This is a genomic window from Nostoc sp. (assembly GCF_036917095.1).
Taxonomy (GTDB): Bacteria; Cyanobacteriota; Cyanobacteriia; order Cyanobacteriales; family Nostocaceae; genus Nostoc.
In genome coordinates this window covers 21,948-44,891 of sequence record NZ_JBALFH010000020.1, presented here as the reverse complement: position 1 = coordinate 44,891, position 22,944 = coordinate 21,948, and the positions used below count along the sequence as shown (strand labels likewise).

Below are 22,944 nucleotides of genomic sequence, written 5' to 3'. Positions count from 1 at the left end.
ACTCAGATTGAGCTAACCTTTCCTTCCTAACAGCGATCTGATTTGCATAGCTGAAGTCCCTAACCCTGTTGGACTACTTAGCAAGTTCTGCACCACTGGCTGAACATTGGTTTGGGTTGTTTTCTGACCAACACTTGGTCTAATCTGAATTGCCGCAGTGCCTAACCCTGTGGGGCCTTGGAGTAACCGCTTTTCTGTCGAGTTATTCCGCAATTCAAATTCCTTATAGCGGTCTACTGCCCTATGCCATTTGAGTACGCCGCACATCCACTGTTCCAGTTTCTTGACGTAACCGTACAGTTTCTTCCGGGCATTGGTATCCAGGTTGAAATCGTCACACAAGATAGGGAGTTCAGTTGCAACGATATGTTCAAACTGAAGGGCACGAGAGGTCATCAGGTCGTTAACAATGGCGACAGCGTGGGGGATATTGCAGTTAAGAAAATTCTGAACTGCCAGCACACCGTTATTAATCTCGCCCTCAAATTCGATTTCTTTCTGGTAAGAAAAAATATCGTTTGTCAAACAGGCGAAGTCTGCGGCTGAATTATCGATATTCTGCATAGTTCGGGTGAGAAATATCTCTGGTGGAATCTCATCCCCTTGGGAAAGTCGAGACAGGCTCATGGTTAAATCGGAGCCAAAGGTCTTACGACGCATTTCCACATAGTCTATGGGGTCGGGAATGCGATTTTGGATTTGGTTAGCCAGTTCCCATAACCAACTTTCCGTCATATTCTCGATCGCCCGGCGGAACTGGCGACGAGCATTAGCTGTCATCGGCCCAGCCGTCCGCGCCCAAATATCCGCTAAACCCCGTTCGACTGGGTTGGTTGCTTCGGGAATGGGATCTCCATCAAGGGGCATAAAGGTTGATAACCGAGCGTTAAAGACTTTTGCTCCTGCCATATTTCGGTTATAGCCATACAATGCCGGAAAGTAGTCATCGGCATAGGTTCCCCAAACGAGCCAACAAGCTGTGATATTCAACTCAGGACTAGATCCATTGGGATGAATATAGGCACCGCATAATGCCACGTCAGCTACATCGAATTTATGGTCGTCCCAGATGTAAATGCTGGGCATCCCTGGCAGTACGTCCAACATCCCCATTTGACGCGCCCATTCCTTAGAATGCCGCCGAGCCTCCTCTAGAGAAGGATTCAAGCTGGTGGAGAAGGGCATATAAAACTGGGGCAGAGTTACTGGCCCTACAGGCTGATAGAGGACATGAGTAAAGCTTTTGAACCGTTTCAGTCCCAAACTATCGGATAAAGCTCCCAGACGGGCCGCCGATGTGCCTAGTCCAGTGGGGCCGCCTAAAAACCAGCTTGCTGTCGAAGATTTGTCTGATGTCTGGTTCATGTAGCGGCTCGATCTCATGTGCCACTCATGACCCCCTGATTGCCAGTCCTGAAGTCCTTTGGCATATAGGACTACTTTCAGACGCTCATCGGGACTCAGACTATGTTCCTCGAACAAAGAAGGAAGCTCTGTGACAAAGGTGTTCTCGAACTGTTGCACCCTAGAGGTTAGTAAATCGTTAGTGAGATTGGCCGCCTCTTGGGTACTCACATCCAGGAATCGTTCTAAAACCAAGATACAGTTAGCATTTTCCCCTTCTTCTTCCACTTCTCTTTGGTAAGAGAAGATGTCATTTCGCAGATGTACCCCATCAGAAAAGGTGTCTTTGAGGACACGCATTGGCCGAGTCGGGGCGATCGCCGCCGGAATGTCTGCCCCAACCGCGTGTTCCACTAGGTTAGCTGACCAGGGCGCTCCCCCCACCTTACGGCGCATCTCAATGTACTCAATCGGGTTAGCAACTCGATTTTGGCTGATATTGGCGAGTTCCCACTGAGATTCTTTGAGAAGATTGATGGTACTCTCAGAAAACCGGATTACCCAATCTTGGGAGGCATTGGGGATGGTGCGATCCCAGAGGTCTATTAGACCCCGTTCTACGGCATTGGTGGGTTCTGGCGGCGTTTCTTGGGGTTGCACAGGCATAAACGCTGGCAGTCCATCGAGGTACTTCTTAGCCCCAGCCATATCTTGGCTACGCTTGTAAAGCTCAAGGAAATGATCGTCGAAGAAAAATACCCAAACATACCAGTCAGTTACCAGATTGAGCATGGGTTCATCGGCATCTGGATGGGTATAAGAACACAACAACGCATAGTCATGGGCATCAAACTTGCGCTCATCCCAAATCCCATAATCTTCTGATCCCTCTACTCCACCCAAAATCCCCATTTCATAAGCCCAGGCTTTAGAATGTACCCGTGCCGCTTCCAGGTTTGGGTTCAGCCGTGCCGGCCAAGGCACATAAAAACTCGGCAACTCAAAAGGTTGCTTGCTTGAAGTCATTGTCCATTTAAACCTATTAGTTTAAGCTCAGTGTCTTGATTGAAGTCGCGTTATAGTGGTTCTAGTTTACGTAAGTTATACCTGTAGGAACACGGCAGTGCCGTGCCCCTACACCTAGCGATCTAATGTTGTGCCATCCCTGAGTGGGAGCTATAATTTGACATTCGCTGTTAATCTTGACTAAGTGAAATTATTTCTAGTAATCGAAAAAATTACAAGTTAGTCTTGCAAAATATATACCAAGCATTAAATTACAGCTTATCAACAGCATTATCAAGAGTTTCTAGAAAACGTCCTACTTTTCCCACTTTTCCACTTAACTAAATCAATACTTTTATAGCTAAATACACGTCCATTCACTGCAAAAAAGGTACTAATTGCTACTAAACAACCAAGTGAGAAAATTTGTAGGTATGTAACAAACAGTTAAGCATAAGAATGAGAGTTAAACCTTGCACGTTGCGTACTGTAGTTTCCCTTTTCTCCTCTAGTTTGGACTCCAGTAATGACGGTATGAGGCTTGCGTCTAAGTCTTTATTTTCTAATGATTATCATTCTCATGCATAGTGAGATTTAATTTTTTGAAAGCCTTATTTGGTTTGAGTCTTGGTGTATTTCACCCTGATTCAGGCTTGTTAATATTTAGATGCGTTTGCCTGGGGCAGGGGGAGAATGATGTGCAAGTGTGTTCGGTATAGATTAAGGCTTTTTATGGGTAAAAAACACTCGTGGACAAGTCTTTTTTACTCGTGGACGCAGATCGGAATTCCACTTTTCACCCCCCTATTTCACCAATCAGCCGCCAATCAAAACAGTGGGATTACCTCTGGTAATTTTATTGGGTAGTGGCCCTAATGCTTCTATAATAGTATCGCCCATACGACAGGCAGGCAGGTTATTAATCAGCACTGTTCTGCTACCGTCAATTACAACACCGGGGCCATGTGGAGGTACGGGCGAGGGTGTGGCGCAATTATGAATATCAGCACCTGCCGCAGCAGAACGGATTGCGCTACTCATGGTACTTAATGCTGTTGCCTTTACACTTTGTTCGGCAGCTAGGGCAGCAGGTTGCCCTGGTGTACCAGTCGCCGCCTTGGTAGCAGCCTCAGCCACTTGGACAGTCGTATTAGAAGATGTTTTGGCAGATAGCAAACCCGCTACTGCTGGTGCAGGCACACCTCGCCACGCAGGTAAAGACCCAATCAACACATTGCGGCTACCTGGGCCTCCTGTCAATACTGGTGGTAAGGGATGCGCTACATTGTCGGTAATTCTTGCTGCTGCTCTACCTGGCATGACAACCTCCTAACGAATTAATTAAGTTTAATAATCTTGCCTTGGACTGTAATGATGCCCGTGGCTGTAATGTCTATATTTCCTCGTGCATCTAATGATAAATTACCTTTTGATGTCACTGAAACAGATTTAGACCTAAGGCTGTCGTCCATTTTGATTTCATGACCGCCTTTGGTTGTAATGACTATACACTTTTCACTATCATTGAGATAAATTTGATGACCGTATATAGTTTCTAAGCGAATACCTGTTTTACTAGTGTTACCAGCTTTACCAGCTTTACCAGCTTTACCAGCTTTACCAGCTTTACCACCTCTACCAGCTTTACCACCTTTACCGCTTTTACCCCTTTTACCAATTGATTCATCCTCTTCAACAAACTGTAGAGTATGTCCTACACGAGTTTTAAAGGTGCGTAATCTTACAAGACCTTTTGTCGTAACTGAGTCAACTACGTCTTCCGGTGGTGCATCCTTCCCGTTCCATACTCCGCCAATTATGTAGGGACGGTGGATATCGCCATGCTCAAAACCTACCAAGACTTCATCGTTCACCTCTGGTAAACAGTCGAAACCTCTGTTTATTCCTGCTCCCAAAGCTACAACTCTCGCCCAGTCACTTGTATGATCTTCTGTGAGGGTGGGAAACTTGACTTTTACTCTACCCCATCCCTCTGGGTCTTCGTTATCAGTTACAATTCCCACTAATAAAGTCTGAGATGGCTGTAGGCGTTTTTGTGTAGATAGAGTTGTGAATAAGTCACCAGAACGTAGTCCCCGCACGCTGAAATCAGTGTAATAAACTCGCTTAGTATAGAAATGGCGTGTTTCTGTAACATAATACTCTCCACTGTAGCGATCGCCCATACCCTTTAGATTAATAATTCGCCCCGGTCGAATCTCAGGATTACCCTCTGCCTTGGCATCTGCATAAACAAATTCTCCTCCTAGTTCATCACACAGAGCCTGAGCCATAGTATCTGCTTGTTTTTTAGTGGCAACAGGTTTATCTACAACAGTCATTTTGTAGGACTTAAGATTCGTAAATGCAGTACTGGTACTACTTCCTTGATTATTACCTGTTTTACTGAGTTGCTCCTCTTTGTTAGCTGTTCCGGTAATCAATTGTTTTTTGGTATAGTCCCAGGCACGTACTTCTACAGAACTCACCTGTTCAGCACTGGTGACGCGAGTACTAAATTTATTAATATCAACTAGCCATTCTAGTGGTAAAGGTTTTTTAGCTTTTGGTTTTGGCGCACAAAAATTTATTTTGCCATCTGTAACAAATAGTTCAAAACCAATGCGGGCTGCCCTTTCCCGCAAAAACTCCATATTAGTTTGGTTTTCTTGGAAGACATACTCATTGACTGGGGTAGTTTTGTCTATATTACCAACTGTTATCCCTACTTCTTTAGCTATTTTTGCGACTATGTTGCCATCAGTTTGTTCCAAAAAAGAACGATTATAACGACCTCTGTGAAGACGATGGGAAATATCATAGCCCTGAACAATTATCTCAGCTTCAGATTTTTCATTGAAGTGAACTTCCATCCCTGTAATTTCGCCTTCAATCAGTACTTTTTCTATTTTCTCGTCTTGAAAATTCTTATCTTGAGTAGTACTCGAATTAAAACCCAACGTCACTTTTTTCCCAATCTTAAAAAACGGCTCATGTCGCCAAGGCTGGTTTTGTGTTTGGTCAGATGTAGGATTATAGCTATTATGTATTACTAGCGTAAACATCGCTGGTAAATGAAGGCTTTCTTCTATTGTCATTTGCAACACATCCTCCATTAATTCAGGAGAAGCAGCTTTTCCGTCTATTTGAATTTGAAGATTACTTAAATAAAGGCTTTCTTTAGTAGGCATAACTATTATTTTGCAACTATGAAATGTTCAGAGCAGTCTTTAAGAACAAACTAGCGATCAATTAGTTTTTATCTCCTTCCTGACTTTGGTGGTTTTTGTGAATTGGGTGACTTTTGTGAATTTTGTTTCCCAGTATTTCCTAGACTATTACTTGGCTGACGATTTTTGCCTTTAGATGCAGATTTAATTCCTCCAGGAAGGTTTTTTTGATCTACTTCTTGCAAGGCTATATCTACCAGTGCCCTTACTGGTGTTCCATCACTTAGAAACATATTTAAAGTGTAATTTAGACTCGTGATTACACAATAAAAATACTCTGTTTTCCATGTGAATATGTAAACAGGTGGACGACTGTCAGGCATTTTAGTGATAGCTTCTACACCTTTCTTAATATTGTCTATATACTTTTTCATCACCGACTCTTTCGTTTCATAAGTATCATAAAGTAATTGTTTCAGTGTGAAACTGTAAGGCTCAACACCAGAAAAATTTATCTTGGGAAGTAGAGTAGTTCCTCTATTACCTTGTTTACTTTCCCACCTAACAGTCCGAGCAAAACTAATGTCTGTGGGATTAAACATTAATTCAATATCTGGTGCTTCCTTGTTATAAGCTATAAGTTTGGCTTTCTCAAGTTGCGGTTGAAGCTTTTGAATAACAATAATTGCTGGACTTGGCATCTGAGTATTTCTCCAAAAATTAATTATTGAATGGGAATTTACCAAGGTAATCGACCTGAGTGACCGCCATGACGCTCTCGCTCAATTTCTATCCGTTGCCGTAATCTGCTATAAATTTCACGGGCTAGAGCTTCCAGATCGGCCGTATCATCTTTAGCATCTAGTTTAGAAGACAAATAAGTATTTTCTATCTTCTGAGTTACTGGTTCTATGTCTCTAGATATATCGGTTGGAGTGACCTTTCTATCCTCAGCAAAGCCTCTAGGTGCGGGAAGGTGTTTAGCAAAAATTTGTGGCGATTCGGAAACATGAGAAAATTCATAATTTTGGCTGTTAGATTCCACATCATTAAAGTTGAAGCTAGTGAATTCATCATTATTTCCATTTAGTAAATCTTCCACACTTGACCATTGAGAAGGTGTGTTTGACGATTGGGAAGGTGTATTAGTAGTATTAGGATTTGCTTTTCGGAATATCAGGGGAGGCGATGAGTATTGAGGTGAAGGTTCACCTACATAAATTGTCTCGTTTTGAAGAGGATTAAGCTGTGGAGAATTAAGGATTGAAAGTTTCTGTTTTCCAATATCCAACCCCAAGGAAGAAGGAATTAAAGAATTAGATATCTGAGGTGAGTGAGTCTCAGCGCTTTTTAGTTGTAATGAAGTGTCTGGAAAAGAATCTACTTTAGTCGGAGTCTCTGGAGAAGTTTTTTCTTCTGATTCCTTAAAATTGAGTGTCTGTAAACTATTTTGCTCAACTTCAGGTGGTGTGCTCACCTCATCTTGTGGGGAGGTTGGATTATCTGGGGTATCAACAAAGGTTGATATTTCAGGATTTGTTACCGCAAAGGTAAATTCTGATTCTACTGTTTGTTCATTGTCAATAGTTTTCCTGAAAATACTCGCAGTTTCACCAATCTCAGGCGATGCGGCGCTAACTGGTGCGATCGCAGTTTCACCAATTTCAGGCGATGTAGCGGTAATTGTTGGTGTTTCACCAATCTCAGGTAATGTTGTGCGAAGTGGTGCGATCGCAGTTTCAGCAATCTCAGATGATGTAGCACTAATTTTTGGTGTTTCAGCAATTTCAGGCGATGTGGCGGTAATTGTTGGTGTTTCAGCAATCTCAGATGATGTAGCACTAATTTTTGGTGCGATCGCAGTTTCACCAATTTCAGGCGATGTTCCAGTAATTGTTGGTGTTTCACCAATCTCAGGTAATGTTGTGCGAAGTGGTGCGATCGCTGTTTCACCAATCTCAGGCGATGTAGCGGTAATTGTTGGTGTTTCAACAATTTCAGACGATGTAGCCGTAAGTGGTGCGATCGCTGTTTCACCAATCTCAGGCGATGTAGCGGTAATTGTTGGTGTTTCAACAATTTCAGACGATGTAGCCATAAGTGGTGCGATCGCTGTTTCAGGTGATTTAGCGGTAATTATTGGTGTTTCAACAATCTCAGGCGATGTGGCGGTAAGTGGTGCGATCGCTGTTTCCCCAATCTCAGATGATGTTCCAGTAATTGTTGGTGTTTCAACAATTTCAGGCGATGTGGCGATAAGTGGTGCGATCGCTGTTTCCCCAATCTCAGGTGATTTAGCCGTAATTTTTGGCGCTTCACTAATTTCAGGTGATGTGGCGATAAGTGGTGCGATCGCTGTTTCCCCAATCTCAGATGATGTGGCAGTAATTATTGGTGTTTCAACAATTTCAGGTGATGTGGCGGTAAGTGGTGCGATCGCAGTTTCACCATTTTCAGGCGATGTAGCCGTAATTTTTGGTTTGATCGCAATTTCAGCAATCTCAGGCGATGCGGCGCGAAGTGGTGCGATCGCAGTTTCACCAATCTCAGGCGATGTAGCCGTAATTTTTGGTGTTTCACCAATCTCAGGTAATGTTGCGCGAAGTGGTGCGATCGCAGTTTCACCAATCTCAGGCGATGTAGTCGTAATTGTTGGTGTTTCAGCAATTTCAGACGATGTAGTCGTAAGTGGTGCGATCGCAGTTTCACCAATCTCAGGCGATGTAGCCGTAATTGTTGGTGTTTCAACAATTTCAGACGATGTAGCCATAAGTGGTGCGATCGCAGTTTCACCAATCTCAGGCGATGTAGCCGTAATTTTTGGTGTTTCACCAATCTCAGGTAATGTTGCGCGAAGTGGTGCGATCGCAGTTTCACCAATCTCAGGCGATGTAGTCGTAATTGTTGGTGTTTCAGCAATTTCAGACGATGTAGTCGTAAGTGGTGCGATCGCTGTTTCACCAATTTCAGGCGATGTTCCAGTAATTGTTGGTGTTTCACCAATTTCAGGTGATGTGGCGGTAATATCGGCTGAGGTAGGTGTTAACTGAACAGGTGCACTGGCTGGAAACTCACTCGAAATACTCGAATCAATTTTTTGTTGTATTGCAATAGGGCTTTTTGCAACTGAAGACTCAGAATTAGGTGTAGTAACATCTGGTAGGGGCGCGGGCGCATAGGTATCCGCCCCTACGGTATTTTCATCATTCGCCAAAGGATGGAGTAAAGTTGGTGCATCATTAACATCAGATGAGGTAAGTGCTGACGACAAAGTTAGAGAATTATCAACAACAGTATTATCTCTGACAAAATTATTTACGATACTTTCTGATATTAAACTTGGTTCAATGGCTGTAATTGCCTCATGATTACTATTTGTATGTGGTGATTCTTTTTCCTGCAATGGAGAGGTTAAACTTGGTGACACCTCTTTTGCTTGGATTAAGTTTGTTTGAGAAGCAGTGGTTTTATTATCAACTATAGAAGCAGCTTGAGATGTTTCTATATCCTGTTTTGATGGTGTTGGGCTGACTGGAATATCTGGGATATTAAGTACTTCTGATGCTTCAGGGATTACTTTATTGGTAAAGTTGCTAGATGGAGTAAATATTTCCTCCGCATTATACAAAGGAAATTCTCTAGGCGAATCTTCGACCGATCCACTTTTATTCTTGTCTAATTCAATCTTTCCTTCTGAGGACATAATGCTTTCTGTAACAGATGACTCTGCACTGGTAAAACTAGATTGCACCTCAGGATTTAATTGCAAAGCATCGTTAGTAATATCCCTGAGTAAAGTCGAATTATCTTCTAAAATAGGCGAAGCTGATGCCGTTATTCCTGGCATCAGATTCCTAACATTATTATCATTTGTAGTATTTTCTGAACCAGTCTCCAGTTGTAAAGTGGGGGGTTCCGAAGCTTCAATAGACAAAGGCTCATCTGATGCTAATAAGCTATCTTCATTACGATTAATGGTAATATCGCTTTCATCAACAAATTGGTTGTCATTCTTAGCCACAGATGATTTGACTGCTTTTTTAGTTCTAGGTTTTGATTTTTTCTCTTGTGGCTGTTGAGATTTATTTGGTTTTTTTGATTTAGATTTACCTTTAATATTTAGTTTTGTCGAGATATTATTACTCGTATTGTTATCAATGCTATTTGGCAGTATCTCTGGAATACTGTTTTTTACTGAGTCGCTACTATTAATATTATTATTTTCGGGTAGAGCTATTGAATCAAAAGAATCAGACTCAAGTAATGAAAAATCACTATTTATATCGCGATCCTCCCAACTATCCCAACCTATTAAGGGTTGTATCGACGGTTCATTTTCGCGAGACAAGAAAAACTTAGAAGATGTAGCTAACGGTGGTTTAGTTTGTATGGGACTGATAAAATTACTTCGTGAATGTAGAGAATAAGACTCTTTTCTCAATAAACTTATGTGAGGATGAGATAAATATGAGATTACCCCAAGGGGACGAATATTGTTTCCTAGTGGAGATTGATTAAGTTGCATAGTGATAGTTGAAAAATAGCCAATTAGCTAGAAACGAAATATCCTGATTTTGGATTTCTTTGTACAGAAATGCCTCCTCCTGTAGCCCTTGCAACTTGCAAACCTTCATAAGCTAAAGTTAATTCTTCAATGACAACTGCTTTTCCATCTGCTTGGAGTGCAGGTGTTTTCCAGGCTATGGGAATAGCACCAATCAAAGTCCAACTCATCATGGTTTCACCAGCTTGATTGAAAATCAGAATATTGACATTGCATCGAGATGTCTTCTTTTTTTCATCAAAAACTGCACTCATCCAGTTCCAAAAACCTGGATGATCGGTAACTCCACGTTTAAGAGTTATGTCTGCAAATTCTGTATGACCTAAATAAATTCTTTGCTGATCGTTGACACCACCTTCATTAAAAACATTTTTCTTAATTTGAACGCTTAATCCCGAACATTCAGTAAAAGATGCAGCAATAGTATTGTCTATCTCTACATAGAAACGATTAGTAGTGACATAATTTAGTTCGTGAGTAATGTTGCCATTATTAGGACTTGGAGTAACTTTGCCATTACTAGGGCTTGGAGTAACCTTGGCATTACTAGGGCTTGGAGTAACTTTGCCATTACTAGGGCTTGGAGTAACCTTGGCATTACTAGGACTTGGAGTAACCTTGTTATTATTAGCCTTTGGAGCCATTACAACCACCTCTGAGAACCATAATTACCTAGCCTTTCGCGCTGCGATCGCATATCTTCTAGCAAGAGCTTATACACATGCTCTGTGAGTTGGTTCAGCAGCAGTGAATCATTGAGATATTTACTTGCTGTTTTAGCGACCTTACTGGCATCAGAAGTTACTGAAACCCCAGCGTAGCCAGCAGTTCCGCCAACATCTCCATCGAACGTGAAAAAAGTTTGTTGCTGATTTGAGTCCATAAATAAAAACTCTCCCTAAATCCAGGCTAAAGGTAGTGCATCAGAATCAAAATTAGCCAAAAGTCGAACTTAGTTTTTGCCTGGATTTAGACTTTGGGTGAATTGTGTTACAAGTGCGATCGCAGTACTCTAGATGTTAGTAACAGCAAAATATTCATCTAGCTACTGCTTGGGCAACAGGAGAAGAAAATGAGAGAACACGTCAGCCAGAAGAAAAAAACTACTACAGGCTTCTCAATTCCATCCCTGAAACACCCGACACCCGGCTTTGGTTTGGAGTCGTCGGCAATTTCACGCCAAGCAGTTCCTGAAATACAACCACTCCATAAATCACTTACTCACGATATCAGTCGCATACCCCTGCGTAGTCCCCAAGCAAAACTCTCAATTAGCCAGCCTGGGGATAAGTATGAGCAGGAAGCTGATAGCGTCGCACAGCAGGTAATGCAAAGAATGGCGCAACCTGTAAATCGCCAGTCTATCCAACGAGAAGCATTGCCAGAGTCAGAAGAAGAATTGCAGATGAAACCTTTGGCAAACTCTATCACACCTTTGGTGCAACGAGAAGCATTACCAGATGATGAGGAAGAATTACAAATGAAACCTCTGGACAATAGCACACTGCAACGAGAAGCATTGCCAGAGGAAGAGGAAGAATTGCAGATGAAGCCGATGATGCAGCGTCAGACTGAGGCTGGGATGGCTGCTGCGCCTAACTTGGAAGCGTCCATCAACCAAGCACGGGGGGGTGGACAAGCGATCGCGGACAATATCCGCCAACCGATGGAACAGGCGTTTGGCGCTGATTTCAGTGGGGTGAAGGTTCACACGGATGGTCAATCTGACCAGTTGAATCGGTCAATTCAGGCGCGTGCTTTCACGACGGGACAGGATGTGTTTTTTCGGCAGGGGGAATATAATCCTGGGAGTCGGGGTGGGCAAGAGTTGTTGGCGCATGAGTTGACCCATGTTGTGCAGCAAAATGGGGGGGCGGTGCAGCAATCGCCTCAGACACAGGAGGGGATACAGAATTTGAATTTTCTCTCTACCACTTCTTTACCAACACGCAGTATACAGCGTGTGATTATCCCACAAAATACGGTAGCAGGGCTAACAGCAGACTTGGATACAAATAATTTGGATGCCGCGAAATCACTCATCAATTTACTGCATGATGAAGGCAGGAGAAAATCACTAGCGGAACTGTACACCAAGATCAAACAAGCAGACACTCATAACAATAAGGAATTAATCAAGTTTATAGATGATAAGTTGAACGTAAAAACAAACATTGTTACAGAAAATCAACCGTCAGGATTTTTAGAAAAGTTCGCCCTTATTTCCAAATATGGGAATGCAACTGCTACTAACGAAGTTGTGCAAGCCGGTTTGCGAATGTGGGTTTCTGGTGATCCGCAAAGGGGAATTAATTGGAACATGATCGGAAAGCATTTGCGCGGCAGACTTACCGAAGATGAATATAAGCAAATCGGTACGCTGAAATATATGTTAGACGATCAGAATAACAATACCGACCTTTTTAACACCTATTCAGAGGCTCAAAAAATACAAGCTGGTACTCAATTACTCAATGAGGCACGAAATGATATTAGAGGAGCATTAGATGCACTACCAGACCATGATGGTATGTCTTATCGCCAAGCTGGTGTAGCAAATACTTCAGTTTATGGAGGAAGTATCAATGTAAGAGATTATATTCGAGATACGACATTTTGGTCTACCAGTGCGCTCCGTATCAGTGGGTCGGCCGGAACTTGGGGTGAGGATGGAACCACATCACATCCTAAGGTTTACTTTATCATAAATGGAAGAACAGGTAAATACATTGCTAAGTATTCAGGACAGGAAAAGGGTCAGCATGAGGTACTATTTAAAGATTCAGTGACATTCCAAATCACAAAGATTGGTAGTTTTCGCAACACATCATTTGTCCATGTTACTGAGGTTGCTCCTAACGCTCTGCCGCCTGATCAAGCAATCAAAAATCCTTACAACGGGAGCATTTACTAGAAATTTACCTGAAAAAAGTTATGGACTGTAGCAACATTTGACAACTCACTCTGAAAAAATAATGCGACGATAGATTTCAGTCAACGGAAGTTCTACGTTTAAATTGTAGAGAACGATCGCCCGCTCAAGGTAAGAGTGAACTTGCCATAGCCAGCAATCGTTACTGTTACGATCGAGATTGTGATACTCTGCTCAATGTAGGGTTCAGTTTGGCTCACAAGCAGATATTCACATGCGATGGTGGCGTACCCGCTTGCCAGAGGTGATCGCGAATCTTATCGGTTGGGTTGAGTGTGATCGCCCGATACTAAAAAGTGGGTTTGCCAAAAATTTAGACCTTGAGTGAATTGTGTTACAAGTGCGATCGCAGTATTCTAGATGTTAGTAACAGCAAAATATTCATCTAGCTACTGCTTGGGCAACAGGAGAAGAAAATGAGAGAACACGTCAGCCAGAAGAAAAAAACTACTACAGGCTTCTCAATTCCATCCCTGAAACACCCAACACCTGGCTTTGGTTCGGAGTCGTCGGCAATTTCACGCCAAGCGGTTCCTGATATACAACCACTCCATAAACCAGTTACTCACGATATCAGTCGCATACCCCTGCGTAGGCAAGCAAAACTCTCAATTAGCCAGCCTGGAGACATTTACGAACAGGAAGCTGATAACGTTGCACAGCAGGTAATGCAGAGAATGGCACAGCCTGTAAATCGTCAGTCTATCCAACGAGAGGCGATGCAAGATGAAGAAGAATTGCAAATGAAACCTCTAGCAAACTCCATCACACCTTTGGTGCAACGAGAAGCATTACCAAAGGATGAGGAAGAATTGCAGATGAAGCCGATGATGCAGCGTCAGGCTGAGGCTAGAACGGCTGCTGTGCCTGATTTAGAAGAGTCTATTAACCAAGCGCGGGGTGGTGGACAGGCGATCGCAGACAACATCCGCGAACCGATGGAACAGGCATTTGGCGCAGATTTCAGTGGGGTGAAGGTTCACACGGACAGTCAATCTGACCAGTTGAATCGGTCAATTCAGGCGCGGGCTTTCACGACGGGACAGGATGTGTTCTTTCGGCAGGGGGAATATAATCCAGAGAGTCGGGGCGGGCAAGAGTTGTTGGCGCATGAGTTGACCCATGTTGTGCAGCAAAATGGCGGGGCGGTGCAACGATCGCCTCTATCATCGCAGCAATTACCGCAACACCCAGCCATCGAAACTCTATCTGCATTCCCTTTTCAACGTGCTCCGGCAGCAGACTATATTCCTGTCAATCAGAGCACGAATTTAGGCGGAACCCCCAGCTTGGTGCAAAGGGTAGGCTATGATCGTGCTGATGGTTCATGTATTTCCTCGGATGTGGCGGTAGGCGCTAATCAGATTACGATGACCGGGAATTTGCGACGTGATGCCATAACTGTAGACCCTATCCAAGCACATTTAAATTTCAGCAGGACATCCGTGCCACTTGCAAAGGTGGACAACAGCGCATTAGGGGCTGCTTATCGAAAGGCAACGGTCATTGAGATCAAGGTCGTCGATGCAAGTCCTCGAAGCAAGCGAATTGGTCAAATTTTGGCCTACCATCTCGGATTGCTTGCACAAGAAGAAAATATTAAGTATATCATCGCAAGGCATGTGACCGATGCACGGGCACCATTCTATACGCCGCTTGGTTTTCGAGATGCGATGGATGAACCGCAGTGGGCAGATTTGGTCAACGAAAAAAATCAGATTGAAGACACAATACGTGCAAACGAAATGGTGCCCAACTTGCAACAACTTCTGGAACGACAACAAGAGATCGTGGGTTTGATGGAAGCAAACACGATTTTTCTCAGCACAGCCAATTTGATCCAAAATGCACACAGTGCTTTTTCCGCGCAGTGGAAACCTGTTTAGCGCGTGACTACTAAGGATCGTGGATTAAATAAGGTGTAATACTGCCAATGATATCTATACACTAGAGGGGTAAATGGATGAACTGGTAGATGATGCGCCCTTACAGGATTGAGATTGAGATTCAAATGCAACGATACTATGAGTCGTTGTCAGAGAAGGATCGCCGCCGATATGCCGCGATTGAAGCGGTAAAACTAGGGTACGGCGGACAGGCATACATCCGCAGCTTGCTCTTATGCCATCACGAAACCTTACAGTTGGGCTTGCGGGAACTTCAGGACGAAACTAGTGCTTGAGCAGGAGCGGATTCGCCAACCCGGAGGTGGACGGAAATCAGCGTTTGAGACAATTGCTGGATTGCTGGCTTAGATGAGGCGTTTTTGCGAGTGTTGGAGCGGCACACCGCAGGTTCACCGATGGATGAAAGCGTCAAGTGGACTAATCTCAAGCGTCATGAGATTGCCGGATTGCTTGAAAATGAAGGAATCAAAGTGAGTGTGACAGTGGTAGACCAGTTGTTGGAGAAACACAACTTTCGTAAACGCAAAGCAGTAATAAACCCTAGCAACCGGAGAGAATCAACATCGCAACGAGCAATTTGAGACGATTGAGCAACTTAAACACTCTTATCAAATGGCAGGCAATCCAGTCATGAGTATGGACACCAAAAAAAAGAATTAATTGGGCAGTTATACCGAGATGGACAACTGTACACCCAAGAAACGATCGAGGTATTTGACCATGATTGGCCTACGCTGGCGACTGGAGTTGCCATTCCCCACGGGACTGTACGACATGACAGACAATGTGGGCTATATCCAGATTGGCATCAGCCACGACACCAGTGAATTAGCCTGTGACTCAATTCGCTACTGGTGGAACACTTATGGTAAGGTGCGCTATCATTCAGCAAATTCGATTCTGCTATTATGTCATGGGGGCGGTAGCAATAGCTCTCGCTATTACATCTTCAAACAGGACTTACAGACGTTGGTCAATGAACTGGGCATCGAAATTCGCATTGCTCATTATCCGCCTTACACCTCCAAGTACAATCCGATTGAGCATCGTTTGTTTCCTCATATCTCTCGCGTTTGTCAGGGGGTGATTTTTGAGAGTGTCCAGACTGTAAAAGACCTCATGGCAACCGCTACCACTCGTACAGGACTCAAAGTGTTGACGACGATTCTCGATAAAACCTATCAAACGGGCCGAAAAGTGGCTCTTGACTTCAAATCAAATATGAAGATTGTTTTTGATGAATTCTTGCCGCAATGGAATTACACCGCTAAACCAGAGTTACAGGTTATTTAATCCACGATCCTAAGAGTCTGTCCAGAGAGTTTACGCGGTTTCCGAGGTGTTCTCCTGTAGTGCGATCGCCGATCTTGTAGGTAGGGTTGAGTACCGACACCAAACAATAAAACTACACCTAATTTATTTTCCCTATAAGGACTTCCAAAAAATAAATTATTTGCCCCTACAATCCCATGCGCTCCAAGCAACCAATATACTCAGTCGAAAACCGCGCTCGCTGGGATCTTTGATTGCAGGGTTTAAAATGGGTGTGACAAAGCGGATTAATAATGTATTGTGAGATACACTTAGCCTGCCGATATAGCAATGCCACTACGAACATATCATTCCCTATGAAGCAACACTATACAAAATTCGTGAATATGTGCAGAGAAATCTCCTATCTTGGAATACAGATCAATTGCATCTAGTTAATCCTTCAAAATGGTAATGTCGGTTCATGTAGGGGCGCAAGGTCTTGCGCCCCTACCCAGTACCCATTCAAATAAGAATCGCCATAACTAACAATTCTTACACGCACAAGTCCATTAATCTAGCCTGGGCTATGGGTTTTTTGTAATTGCTATTTTTGCAGGTATGGGATTAGCTATGTCAAGTCAATATAATAGAAGACAGCGCGATCCATCCACCGTATACAAAAAAATTTGATTTTCTGTTTACCTAACTAGATAATCTAATATTCTATAGTTTCCTGACTGACAACCCTATCTTTTAGATAGCGATATGCCTTTATTATGAGTCTACTAGCCAAAAGCCAAAATAAACTTGTGGAGTCACCACTAATGCAATCAGCAAACAAACTGCCGCGATGGTTAACTATAGGATTGGCATTTCCTATTGCCATCCTCAATGGTTGGCTATTGCTCCAGGTTGTGCAATATTTTCAACCCCTAGTCAGCATTATTGCTGCCGCCATCTTACTGGCTTTTGTCTTGAACTATCCAATCCAGTTTCTCCAGGAACAAGGGGTAAAACGCAACCTAGCGATCGCAGGAGTGTTGCTTTTGACTGTGGTGGTTTTAGTGGGTTTAGGCATCACCTTGGTTCCCCTGATTATCCAACAGCTCAACGAGCTAGCTAATATTTTGCCCAGTTGGATTGATTCTGGTACTCAGCAGTTGCAAGCTTTCCAGGATTGGGCGTTAAGTCAACAACAGCTTCCGATTAATTTAAGTGGTTTATTTACCCAAGTTCTGGATCGATTATCTAATCAACTTCAGTCCTTCACTGGTAGAATTCTTGGTTTTGCTGTTGATACCATTGGTATTGTCCTCAACGTGCTGCTGGCGGTAGTGCTGACTATCTATTTAATATTAAACGGCGAACGTCTTTGGGACGGAATTTTTCAGTGGTTTCCCCCTAACATTGGGTTTAAAGTACGGGAATTACTGCGAGAGGATTTCCACAATTACTTTATCGGTCAAGCAACATTGGGAGCTGTGTTAGGGATGACAATTACACTGGCATTTTTGGCGCTGCAAGTTCCCTTAGCTCTACTTTTTGGCATCGGTATTGGTTTATTTTCTCTCTTTCCCTTTGGTACAGGGGTAGGTATCGCCATAGTAAGTTTATTGGTGGCGTTGCAAAACTTTTGGTTAGGAGTTGAAGTCTTAGGTGTAGCTGTTGCGATCGACCAAGTTAATTCTAATTTTATTGCACCTCGAATTCTTGGTAATTTGACTGGTTTAAATCCCGTGTGGGTGGTGATTTCTTTGCTGTTGGGGGCAAAGTTGGGAGGAGTGCTGGGTTTGTTAGTTGCGATCCCTATTGCCAGTTTTATCAAGGATATAACAGATAGCTGGCGGGCTGGAGAGTTTAATAAGATAGATGATATCGAGTCAGAACCTGTTACGATCGCTACTGAGAGAGCAGGAACTTATAGTTAAAATTCAATATGTAAGTGAAGCAAAACTAGACAATTTTGATTATTTATAAAATTGTCTATCCGTTGCTTATTGCTTGTTTTTCTGAAATTGTTAAGAATTAAGTAAAACTGGAATTTTAATCATAAACTCAGTCCCTTCGCCAAAAGCCGATATGCATTGCAGTTGACCACCGTGTTTTTCCACAATAATTTGATAGCTGATAGATAGACCTAATCCAGTTCCTTTACCAACGGGTTTAGTGGTGAAAAAGGGATCGAACAATTGCTTTTGTAAATTCTCTGGAATTCCCGGCCCATTATCGGAAATGCGAATAATTACTTGGTTGTCATCAGTGAGTTCAGTCCGAATGCAAATTTTTCTTTTATCCCTTACCCATGACGGATCGCTAATGTCTAATGACTCTTCTATAGCATCAATAGCATTCGCCAAAATATTCATAAATACCTGATTGAGTAACCCAGCGTAGCACTCAACTTGGGGAAGCTCACCGTATTCCTTAATTATATTTATGCTTTCACCTATTTTGCGATCTTTGAGACGATTTTGTAAAATTATCAGGGTGCTATCAATACCTTCATGAATATCAACTAATTTTTTCTCAGATTCATCAAGACGAGAAAAATTTCTTAAGGAAAGAATGATTTGCTTAATTCGCTCAGTGCCAACCTCCATAGAGGTGAGAAGACGGGGGAGATCGGTGCTTAAAAAATCCAGTTCAATTTGTGCGATCGCAGTTTGAATTTCCGCTTCTGGTTCAGGATAACATTGTTGGTACAATCTAATGAGATTGAGTAAATTTTGGCTGTATTCGATGGCGTGAACAAGGTTACCAGCAATAAAGTTGACGGGGTTATTGATTTCGTGGGCAATACCAGCAACGAGTTGTCCTAAAGCAGCCATTTTTTCATTCTGAATTAATCGCGTATAGTTCTGTTGAAGATCGCGAAAGCCTGTTTTAGCGACTCTAGATTGTTCTTCTACTTGCTGTAGTTCAACAAGTGTTAAAACATGAATTTGGGAGTGGGCTAAGAGTAATTGATGAAAATCGACAAGCTTATATTTTCCAGAAGTAGTTTTAACTAAAATTGGCTCATAAGCAATTTCAGGCGATCGTTGCAAACTTGCCTGAGTCGCATTAACAATGAGCGTATCTTCAGAAAGTGTTAATATCTCTTGCTGGAAAAACTTGTAAAGAATTTTAATCGGTCTTATAGTGAATAGTGCCAAACTATAGGTTTGGCTCATATACTCAAAAAATTTCCGCCGCGAAATCATCCCTACATACTGTTGATTATTATTTAGGATAATTCCCGGTAGTAAAGGCTCTTGCTTAAAGAGCATAGCTAAATCATTGCCCGGACGCTCTACTTCAATCTCAACCTGCCAAAAGGGTAATTCTTGCAAAGTTGACTCTAATCGCAAGTTCGACTCATTTGCATTTGTCATGCCATCAATAGTGAGCATACTCTCAAACCTTGACTCATGAGGTAATATTTTTGGTAACATCCTGAATATCCGTCTCTATAATTTCAAAATTCATTAATTGTTACAAACTTATTTTTCCCAGATTCCTACCCAAAATTTACAGTGTAGATGTGGGAATATAAAGTACTCCAGCGAATCTAATACTTTTCTGGCTGCGTAGATATTTAGCGGCTTGTCCTTAGACATCGCTTTTTCACGATTATATTTTCAATATAGAAAGGTTTAGTTTTTTATTAATCCTTGGATAACCTAAGCTTTACTTGTTGCGATCGCAGAATATGCTAAAAATTTATCCAGTAATACTTCTTAAGCTTGCCATTATTTAGCATGGAATCTAATCGCTCATTGAAGCTAAACCGCCGCCAGTTTTTGCTCCGTTCAACTATCACAGCAGGTGGAATTATTGCCACAAATCTTGTATCCAAATCACAAGTTTTTGCTCAAGCACCTGCAATTATCACCTCTGACAAAATGCGTCCTACTATACCTTATGGTGTAGCTAGCGGAGATATCTGCAACGATCGCATCGTTATTTGGAGCCGCAGCGATCGCCCCGCCAAAATGATCGTAGAATATTCTACCAGCGAATCTTTTAGAAATGTGCAGCGAGTTGTGGGCCCCAATGCTTTAAAAAATAGCGACTTTACAGCACGACTTTATTTAAGGAACCTGCCACCAGACCAACAATTATTTTATCGGGTAATTTTCCAAGATTTAGATTATAAAGGCACTTACAGCGCTCCTGTCAAAGGCACTTTCCGAACTCCCCCCAAATCTGGACGAGATATATTCTTTGTTTGGGGTGGCGACACCGCCGGTCAGGGATGGGGGATTAATCCTGATTTTGGTGGGATGAAAATTTACGAAACTATGCGCCAACTTCATCCCGACTTTTTCATTCATTCTGGCGATAATATTTACGCCGATGGCCCCATTCAATCAGAAGTAACTTTAGACGACGGCACTATTTGGAAAAACATCACTACACCAGAAAAATCCAAAGTAGCAGAGACTCTCACAGAATATCGTGGTAACTATATCTACAATTTACTGGATGAAAACATCAAGCGTTTCAACGCTGAAGTTCCGATATTGGCACAGTGGGACGACCACGAAACAAGGAATAATTGGTATCCTGGGCAAATTATCCTGAACGATGACCGCTACACAGTTAAGGATGTTAATTTGCTAGCAGAAAGGGCAAGGCAAGCATTTTTGGAATATTTGCCTATTGGGTATGAAACAAACGATCCAGATAAAGCGAAAATTTATCGCTCCTTCAACTATGGCCCATTATTAGACATTTTCATGCTGGATGAGCGCACCTACCGGGGGCCAAACTCTCCCAATAATCAGCCAGTACCAAGTAAAAAAACAGACTTTTTGAGCAAAACACAAGTGCAATGGTTGAAAAGGCAATTGCTGTCATCAAAAGCAACATGGAAAGTGATTGCGAGTGATATGCCTTTGGGACTGATAGTTAAAGACGGTAGTACTGATTTTGAAGCTTGGGCAAATGGAAATGGCCCAGCTTTAGGAAGAGAATTAGAACTTGCCGATTTACTACGATTTATCAAAAATAAAAATATCCAGAATGTTGTTTGGTTAACTGCTGATGTACATTATGCAGCAGCCCATTATTACAACCCCGCTAAAGCACAGTTTACCGATTTTAAGCCTTTTTGGGAGTTCGTCGCCGGGCCTCTTAACTCTGGTACATTTGGGCCAAACGAATTAGAAAATACCTTTGGGCCGCAATTAGTATTTCAAAGTCTTCCTCCAGGTACAAAAGCAAATCGACCGCCAAGTGAAGGTTTACAATTCTTTGGAGGAGTCAAAATTGATGGAAATACAAAGGTGATGACGGTAACATTGCGTAACTTGACTGGGAAAACTCTCTACAGTGTAGATTTGCCGCCAGAAAAATAAATCATCAAAAGTGCAACAAAATTTAGCCAGTTAGATAGAGTAATTACGCAATTTTTTACTTTGTCTGCTGGCTTTGCAGTTTTTTTGCTGAGATGTCGAATAATAAAAATCTTGTGCGATGCCTACGGCGGGCTTTGCCAACGCCACTGATAGGAGCTAAATTTAGGTAGGTAGAGTTTTGGAGTTGATCATGCTTAAGCAACTCATCTTAGAAAACTGGAAAAGTTTCCGTTATGCGGAGCTTCCACTTGACCCGTTGACTGTTCTGATTGGTACAAATGCAAGTGGGAAGTCTAATGTAGTTGAAGCTTTGGAATTTTTACAAAGAATTGCTAGAGGTGAGAATATTGAAGCTGCGTTAGCAGGAGATAAAACGCTTAGTTCTATTCGAGGTGGTGTAGAATGGGCAGCACTTAAACCAGAAACTAAATTTACACTCAATGTGTTAGTAACCGGTAAGTATGCTAAAGCTGATTACCTCTACACTATTACTGTGGAAACTAAACCGCATACGCAGCTTTTAGATGAGTCTTTAATGCTAATTAAATATAGCTTGAATAATGAAGAACCATGTCAAGAAAAATTATTTCAAACAGATAATTCATCATTTAATACTCGCAGTATTACTGTAAATTCCTATGATACAAATATTATCAAATCACAAGATTTTAGACGCAATCAGTCTATACTGAGCCAGTTAATAGGACTGTCCATGAAAATGGTTGAAGCAATTAATGTTGTTTCTCAAAGTCTAGAAAATATATTTATCTTGGATTCTATTCCCTCTAAGATACGGCATTATTCACCACTATCTGACAGGTTGGAAAGTGATGGTTCTAACATTGCTGGTGTGTTAGCAGCATTAACTGAAGAAAGAAAAAATGAAGTAGAATTAACTCTGTCTCACTTTATCAAATATTTACCAGAAATGGATATTCAAAAAGTATGGGCAGAACCAGTTGGTAGACTTAAAGCTGATGCGATGCTTTACTGTGAAGAAGAGTGGAATGGAGAGATGACACTAATAGATGCTAAAATTATGTCAGATGGAACTCTCAGCTTTCTAGCAATACTCACAGCATTACTCACTCAACCGGAAGGTAGTCAACTAGTAATTGAAGAAGTAGATAACAGGCTGCATCCATCGCGTGCAGAATTACTTGTCGGAATACTGCGAGAAATTGGTCAGAAAAGAAAAATTGATATTTTAATTACTACCCATAACCCAGCTTTGCTTGATGCTTTAGACCCAGAGATAGTTCCTTTTGTGGTTGTCGCACACCGCGATAAAGAAACTGGAGAAAGCAAACTTACGCTTTTAGAAGATATTGATAATTTTTCTAAGCTATTTGCATCATATTCTTTGGGTGATATGACAACTAAGGGTGCAATTGAAAGAAGCCTTTCTCGTAATGAATAGTTATTA

Annotated in this window: 16 protein-coding genes and 1 pseudogene; 9 read left to right on the top strand and 8 right to left on the bottom strand. The window is 42.1% G+C overall.

The window, feature by feature from the left end:
* Nucleotides 1-12: 12 nt before the first annotated feature.
* The 7 genes from V7L01_RS08270 to V7L01_RS08240 form a co-directional block, all read right to left on the bottom strand.
* The gene (locus V7L01_RS08270) at nt 13-2,370 is read right to left on the bottom strand and encodes a family 2 encapsulin nanocompartment cargo protein terpene cyclase (RefSeq protein WP_335033617.1); all 2,358 of its coding nucleotides are present in this window, start codon (nt 2,368-2,370) and stop codon (nt 13-15) included.
* A 795-nt stretch (nt 2,371-3,165) separates the two neighbouring features.
* Nucleotides 3,166-3,669: a PAAR domain-containing protein gene (locus tag V7L01_RS08265; protein WP_335033615.1), complete on the bottom strand. Its 504-nt coding sequence runs from the start codon at nt 3,667-3,669 to the stop codon at nt 3,166-3,168.
* A gap of 17 nt (nt 3,670-3,686) precedes the next feature.
* On the bottom strand, nt 3,687-5,540 hold the full coding sequence (locus V7L01_RS08260; RefSeq protein ID WP_335033613.1) for a VgrG-related protein: 1,854 nt from the start codon (nt 5,538-5,540) through the stop codon (nt 3,687-3,689).
* A gap of 68 nt (nt 5,541-5,608) precedes the next feature.
* Nucleotides 5,609-6,220, bottom strand: a complete 612-nt coding sequence (locus V7L01_RS08255; protein ID WP_335033611.1) for a CIS tube protein — start codon at nt 6,218-6,220, stop codon at nt 5,609-5,611.
* Between the two features lie 38 nt (nt 6,221-6,258).
* Nucleotides 6,259-10,044, bottom strand: a complete 3,786-nt coding sequence (locus V7L01_RS08250) for a hypothetical protein (protein ID WP_335033610.1) — start codon at nt 10,042-10,044, stop codon at nt 6,259-6,261.
* A 23-nt stretch (nt 10,045-10,067) separates the two neighbouring features.
* Entirely contained in the window at nt 10,068-10,727 is a 660-nt protein-coding gene (locus tag V7L01_RS08245; RefSeq protein WP_335033608.1) for a phage tail protein, read from the bottom strand.
* Nucleotides 10,727-10,966 carry a hypothetical protein gene (locus V7L01_RS08240; RefSeq protein WP_335033606.1) on the bottom strand — a complete coding sequence of 80 codons (240 nt, stop codon included), beginning with the start codon at nt 10,964-10,966 and terminating at the stop codon, nt 10,727-10,729. Before V7L01_RS08240 ends, V7L01_RS08245 begins: the two co-directional genes overlap by 1 nt.
* A gap of 189 nt (nt 10,967-11,155) precedes the next feature.
* Here V7L01_RS08240 and V7L01_RS08235 point away from each other — a divergent pair, with 189 nt between their 5' ends.
* The 7 genes and pseudogenes from V7L01_RS08235 (at nt 11,156) to V7L01_RS08210 (ending at nt 18,104) form a co-directional block, all read left to right on the top strand.
* Nucleotides 11,156-12,997, top strand: a complete 1,842-nt coding sequence (locus tag V7L01_RS08235) for an eCIS core domain-containing protein (protein ID WP_335033604.1) — start codon at nt 11,156-11,158, stop codon at nt 12,995-12,997.
* Nucleotides 12,998-13,431: 434 nt separating this feature from the next.
* On the top strand, nt 13,432-14,901 hold the full coding sequence (locus tag V7L01_RS08230) for an eCIS core domain-containing protein (RefSeq protein WP_335033602.1): 1,470 nt from the start codon (nt 13,432-13,434) through the stop codon (nt 14,899-14,901).
* 125 nt (nt 14,902-15,026) lie between these two features.
* The gene (locus V7L01_RS08225; RefSeq protein ID WP_335033600.1) at nt 15,027-15,197 is read left to right on the top strand and encodes a hypothetical protein; all 171 of its coding nucleotides are present in this window, start codon (nt 15,027-15,029) and stop codon (nt 15,195-15,197) included.
* A gap of 90 nt (nt 15,198-15,287) precedes the next feature.
* Nucleotides 15,288-15,503 carry an ISAzo13-like element transposase-related protein gene (locus V7L01_RS08220; RefSeq protein WP_335033598.1) on the top strand — a complete coding sequence of 72 codons (216 nt, stop codon included), beginning with the start codon at nt 15,288-15,290 and terminating at the stop codon, nt 15,501-15,503.
* Nucleotides 15,504-15,507: 4 nt separating this feature from the next.
* A pseudogene (locus V7L01_RS35405) lies at nt 15,508-15,749 on the top strand (ISAzo13-like element transposase-related protein).
* Nucleotides 15,643-16,215 carry an ISAzo13 family transposase gene (locus V7L01_RS08215; protein WP_442936955.1) on the top strand — a complete coding sequence of 191 codons (573 nt, stop codon included), beginning with the start codon at nt 15,643-15,645 and terminating at the stop codon, nt 16,213-16,215. Before V7L01_RS35405 ends, V7L01_RS08215 begins: the two are co-directional and overlap by 107 nt.
* Before the next feature lie 785 nt (nt 16,216-17,000).
* On the top strand, nt 17,001-18,104 hold the full coding sequence (locus V7L01_RS08210; protein ID WP_335033596.1) for an AI-2E family transporter: 1,104 nt from the start codon (nt 17,001-17,003) through the stop codon (nt 18,102-18,104).
* 90 nt (nt 18,105-18,194) lie between these two features.
* Here the strand turns inward: V7L01_RS08210 and V7L01_RS08205 are convergent, their stop codons facing one another.
* Complete coding sequence (locus V7L01_RS08205) at nt 18,195-19,568, bottom strand: sensor histidine kinase (RefSeq protein ID WP_335033594.1); 1,374 nt, start codon at nt 19,566-19,568, stop codon at nt 18,195-18,197.
* Between the two features lie 348 nt (nt 19,569-19,916).
* Between V7L01_RS08205 and V7L01_RS08200 the strand changes: the two genes are divergently transcribed.
* Complete coding sequence (locus V7L01_RS08200; protein ID WP_335033592.1) at nt 19,917-21,518, top strand: alkaline phosphatase D family protein; 1,602 nt, start codon at nt 19,917-19,919, stop codon at nt 21,516-21,518.
* A 190-nt stretch (nt 21,519-21,708) separates the two neighbouring features.
* Nucleotides 21,709-22,938, top strand: coding sequence for an AAA family ATPase (locus tag V7L01_RS08195; protein WP_335033590.1), 1,230 nt, complete (start codon nt 21,709-21,711; stop codon nt 22,936-22,938).
* The last annotated feature ends 6 nt before the right edge of the window (nt 22,939-22,944 follow it).

Excerpts from the sequence above, each read along its gene's own strand:
- V7L01_RS08265 (WP_335033615.1), bottom strand. The coding sequence starts at position 3,669 with ATGCCAGGTAGAGCAGCAGCAAGAATTACCGACAATGTAGCGCATCCC.
- V7L01_RS08245 (WP_335033608.1), bottom strand. The coding sequence starts at position 10,727 with ATGGCTCCAAAGGCTAATAATAACAAGGTTACTCCAAGTCCTAGTAAT.
- V7L01_RS08240 (WP_335033606.1), bottom strand. The coding sequence starts at position 10,966 with ATGGACTCAAATCAGCAACAAACTTTTTTCACGTTCGATGGAGATGTT.
- V7L01_RS08195 (WP_335033590.1), top strand. The coding sequence starts at position 21,709 with ATGCTTAAGCAACTCATCTTAGAAAACTGGAAAAGTTTCCGTTATGCG.
- V7L01_RS08260 (WP_335033613.1), bottom strand. The coding sequence starts at position 5,540 with ATGCCTACTAAAGAAAGCCTTTATTTAAGTAATCTTCAAATTCAAATA.
- V7L01_RS08270 (WP_335033617.1), bottom strand. The coding sequence starts at position 2,370 with ATGACTTCAAGCAAGCAACCTTTTGAGTTGCCGAGTTTTTATGTGCCT.
- V7L01_RS08200 (WP_335033592.1), top strand. The coding sequence starts at position 19,917 with ATGGAATCTAATCGCTCATTGAAGCTAAACCGCCGCCAGTTTTTGCTC.
- V7L01_RS08250 (WP_335033610.1), bottom strand. The coding sequence starts at position 10,044 with ATGCAACTTAATCAATCTCCACTAGGAAACAATATTCGTCCCCTTGGG.
- V7L01_RS08235 (WP_335033604.1), top strand. The coding sequence starts at position 11,156 with ATGAGAGAACACGTCAGCCAGAAGAAAAAAACTACTACAGGCTTCTCA.
- V7L01_RS08225 (WP_335033600.1), top strand. The coding sequence starts at position 15,027 with ATGCAACGATACTATGAGTCGTTGTCAGAGAAGGATCGCCGCCGATAT.
- V7L01_RS08215 (WP_442936955.1), top strand. The coding sequence starts at position 15,643 with ATGATTGGCCTACGCTGGCGACTGGAGTTGCCATTCCCCACGGGACTG.
- V7L01_RS08210 (WP_335033596.1), top strand. The coding sequence starts at position 17,001 with ATGCAATCAGCAAACAAACTGCCGCGATGGTTAACTATAGGATTGGCA.
- V7L01_RS08255 (WP_335033611.1), bottom strand. The coding sequence starts at position 6,220 with ATGCCAAGTCCAGCAATTATTGTTATTCAAAAGCTTCAACCGCAACTT.
- V7L01_RS08230 (WP_335033602.1), top strand. The coding sequence starts at position 13,432 with ATGAGAGAACACGTCAGCCAGAAGAAAAAAACTACTACAGGCTTCTCA.
- V7L01_RS08205 (WP_335033594.1), bottom strand. The coding sequence starts at position 19,568 with ATGCTCACTATTGATGGCATGACAAATGCAAATGAGTCGAACTTGCGA.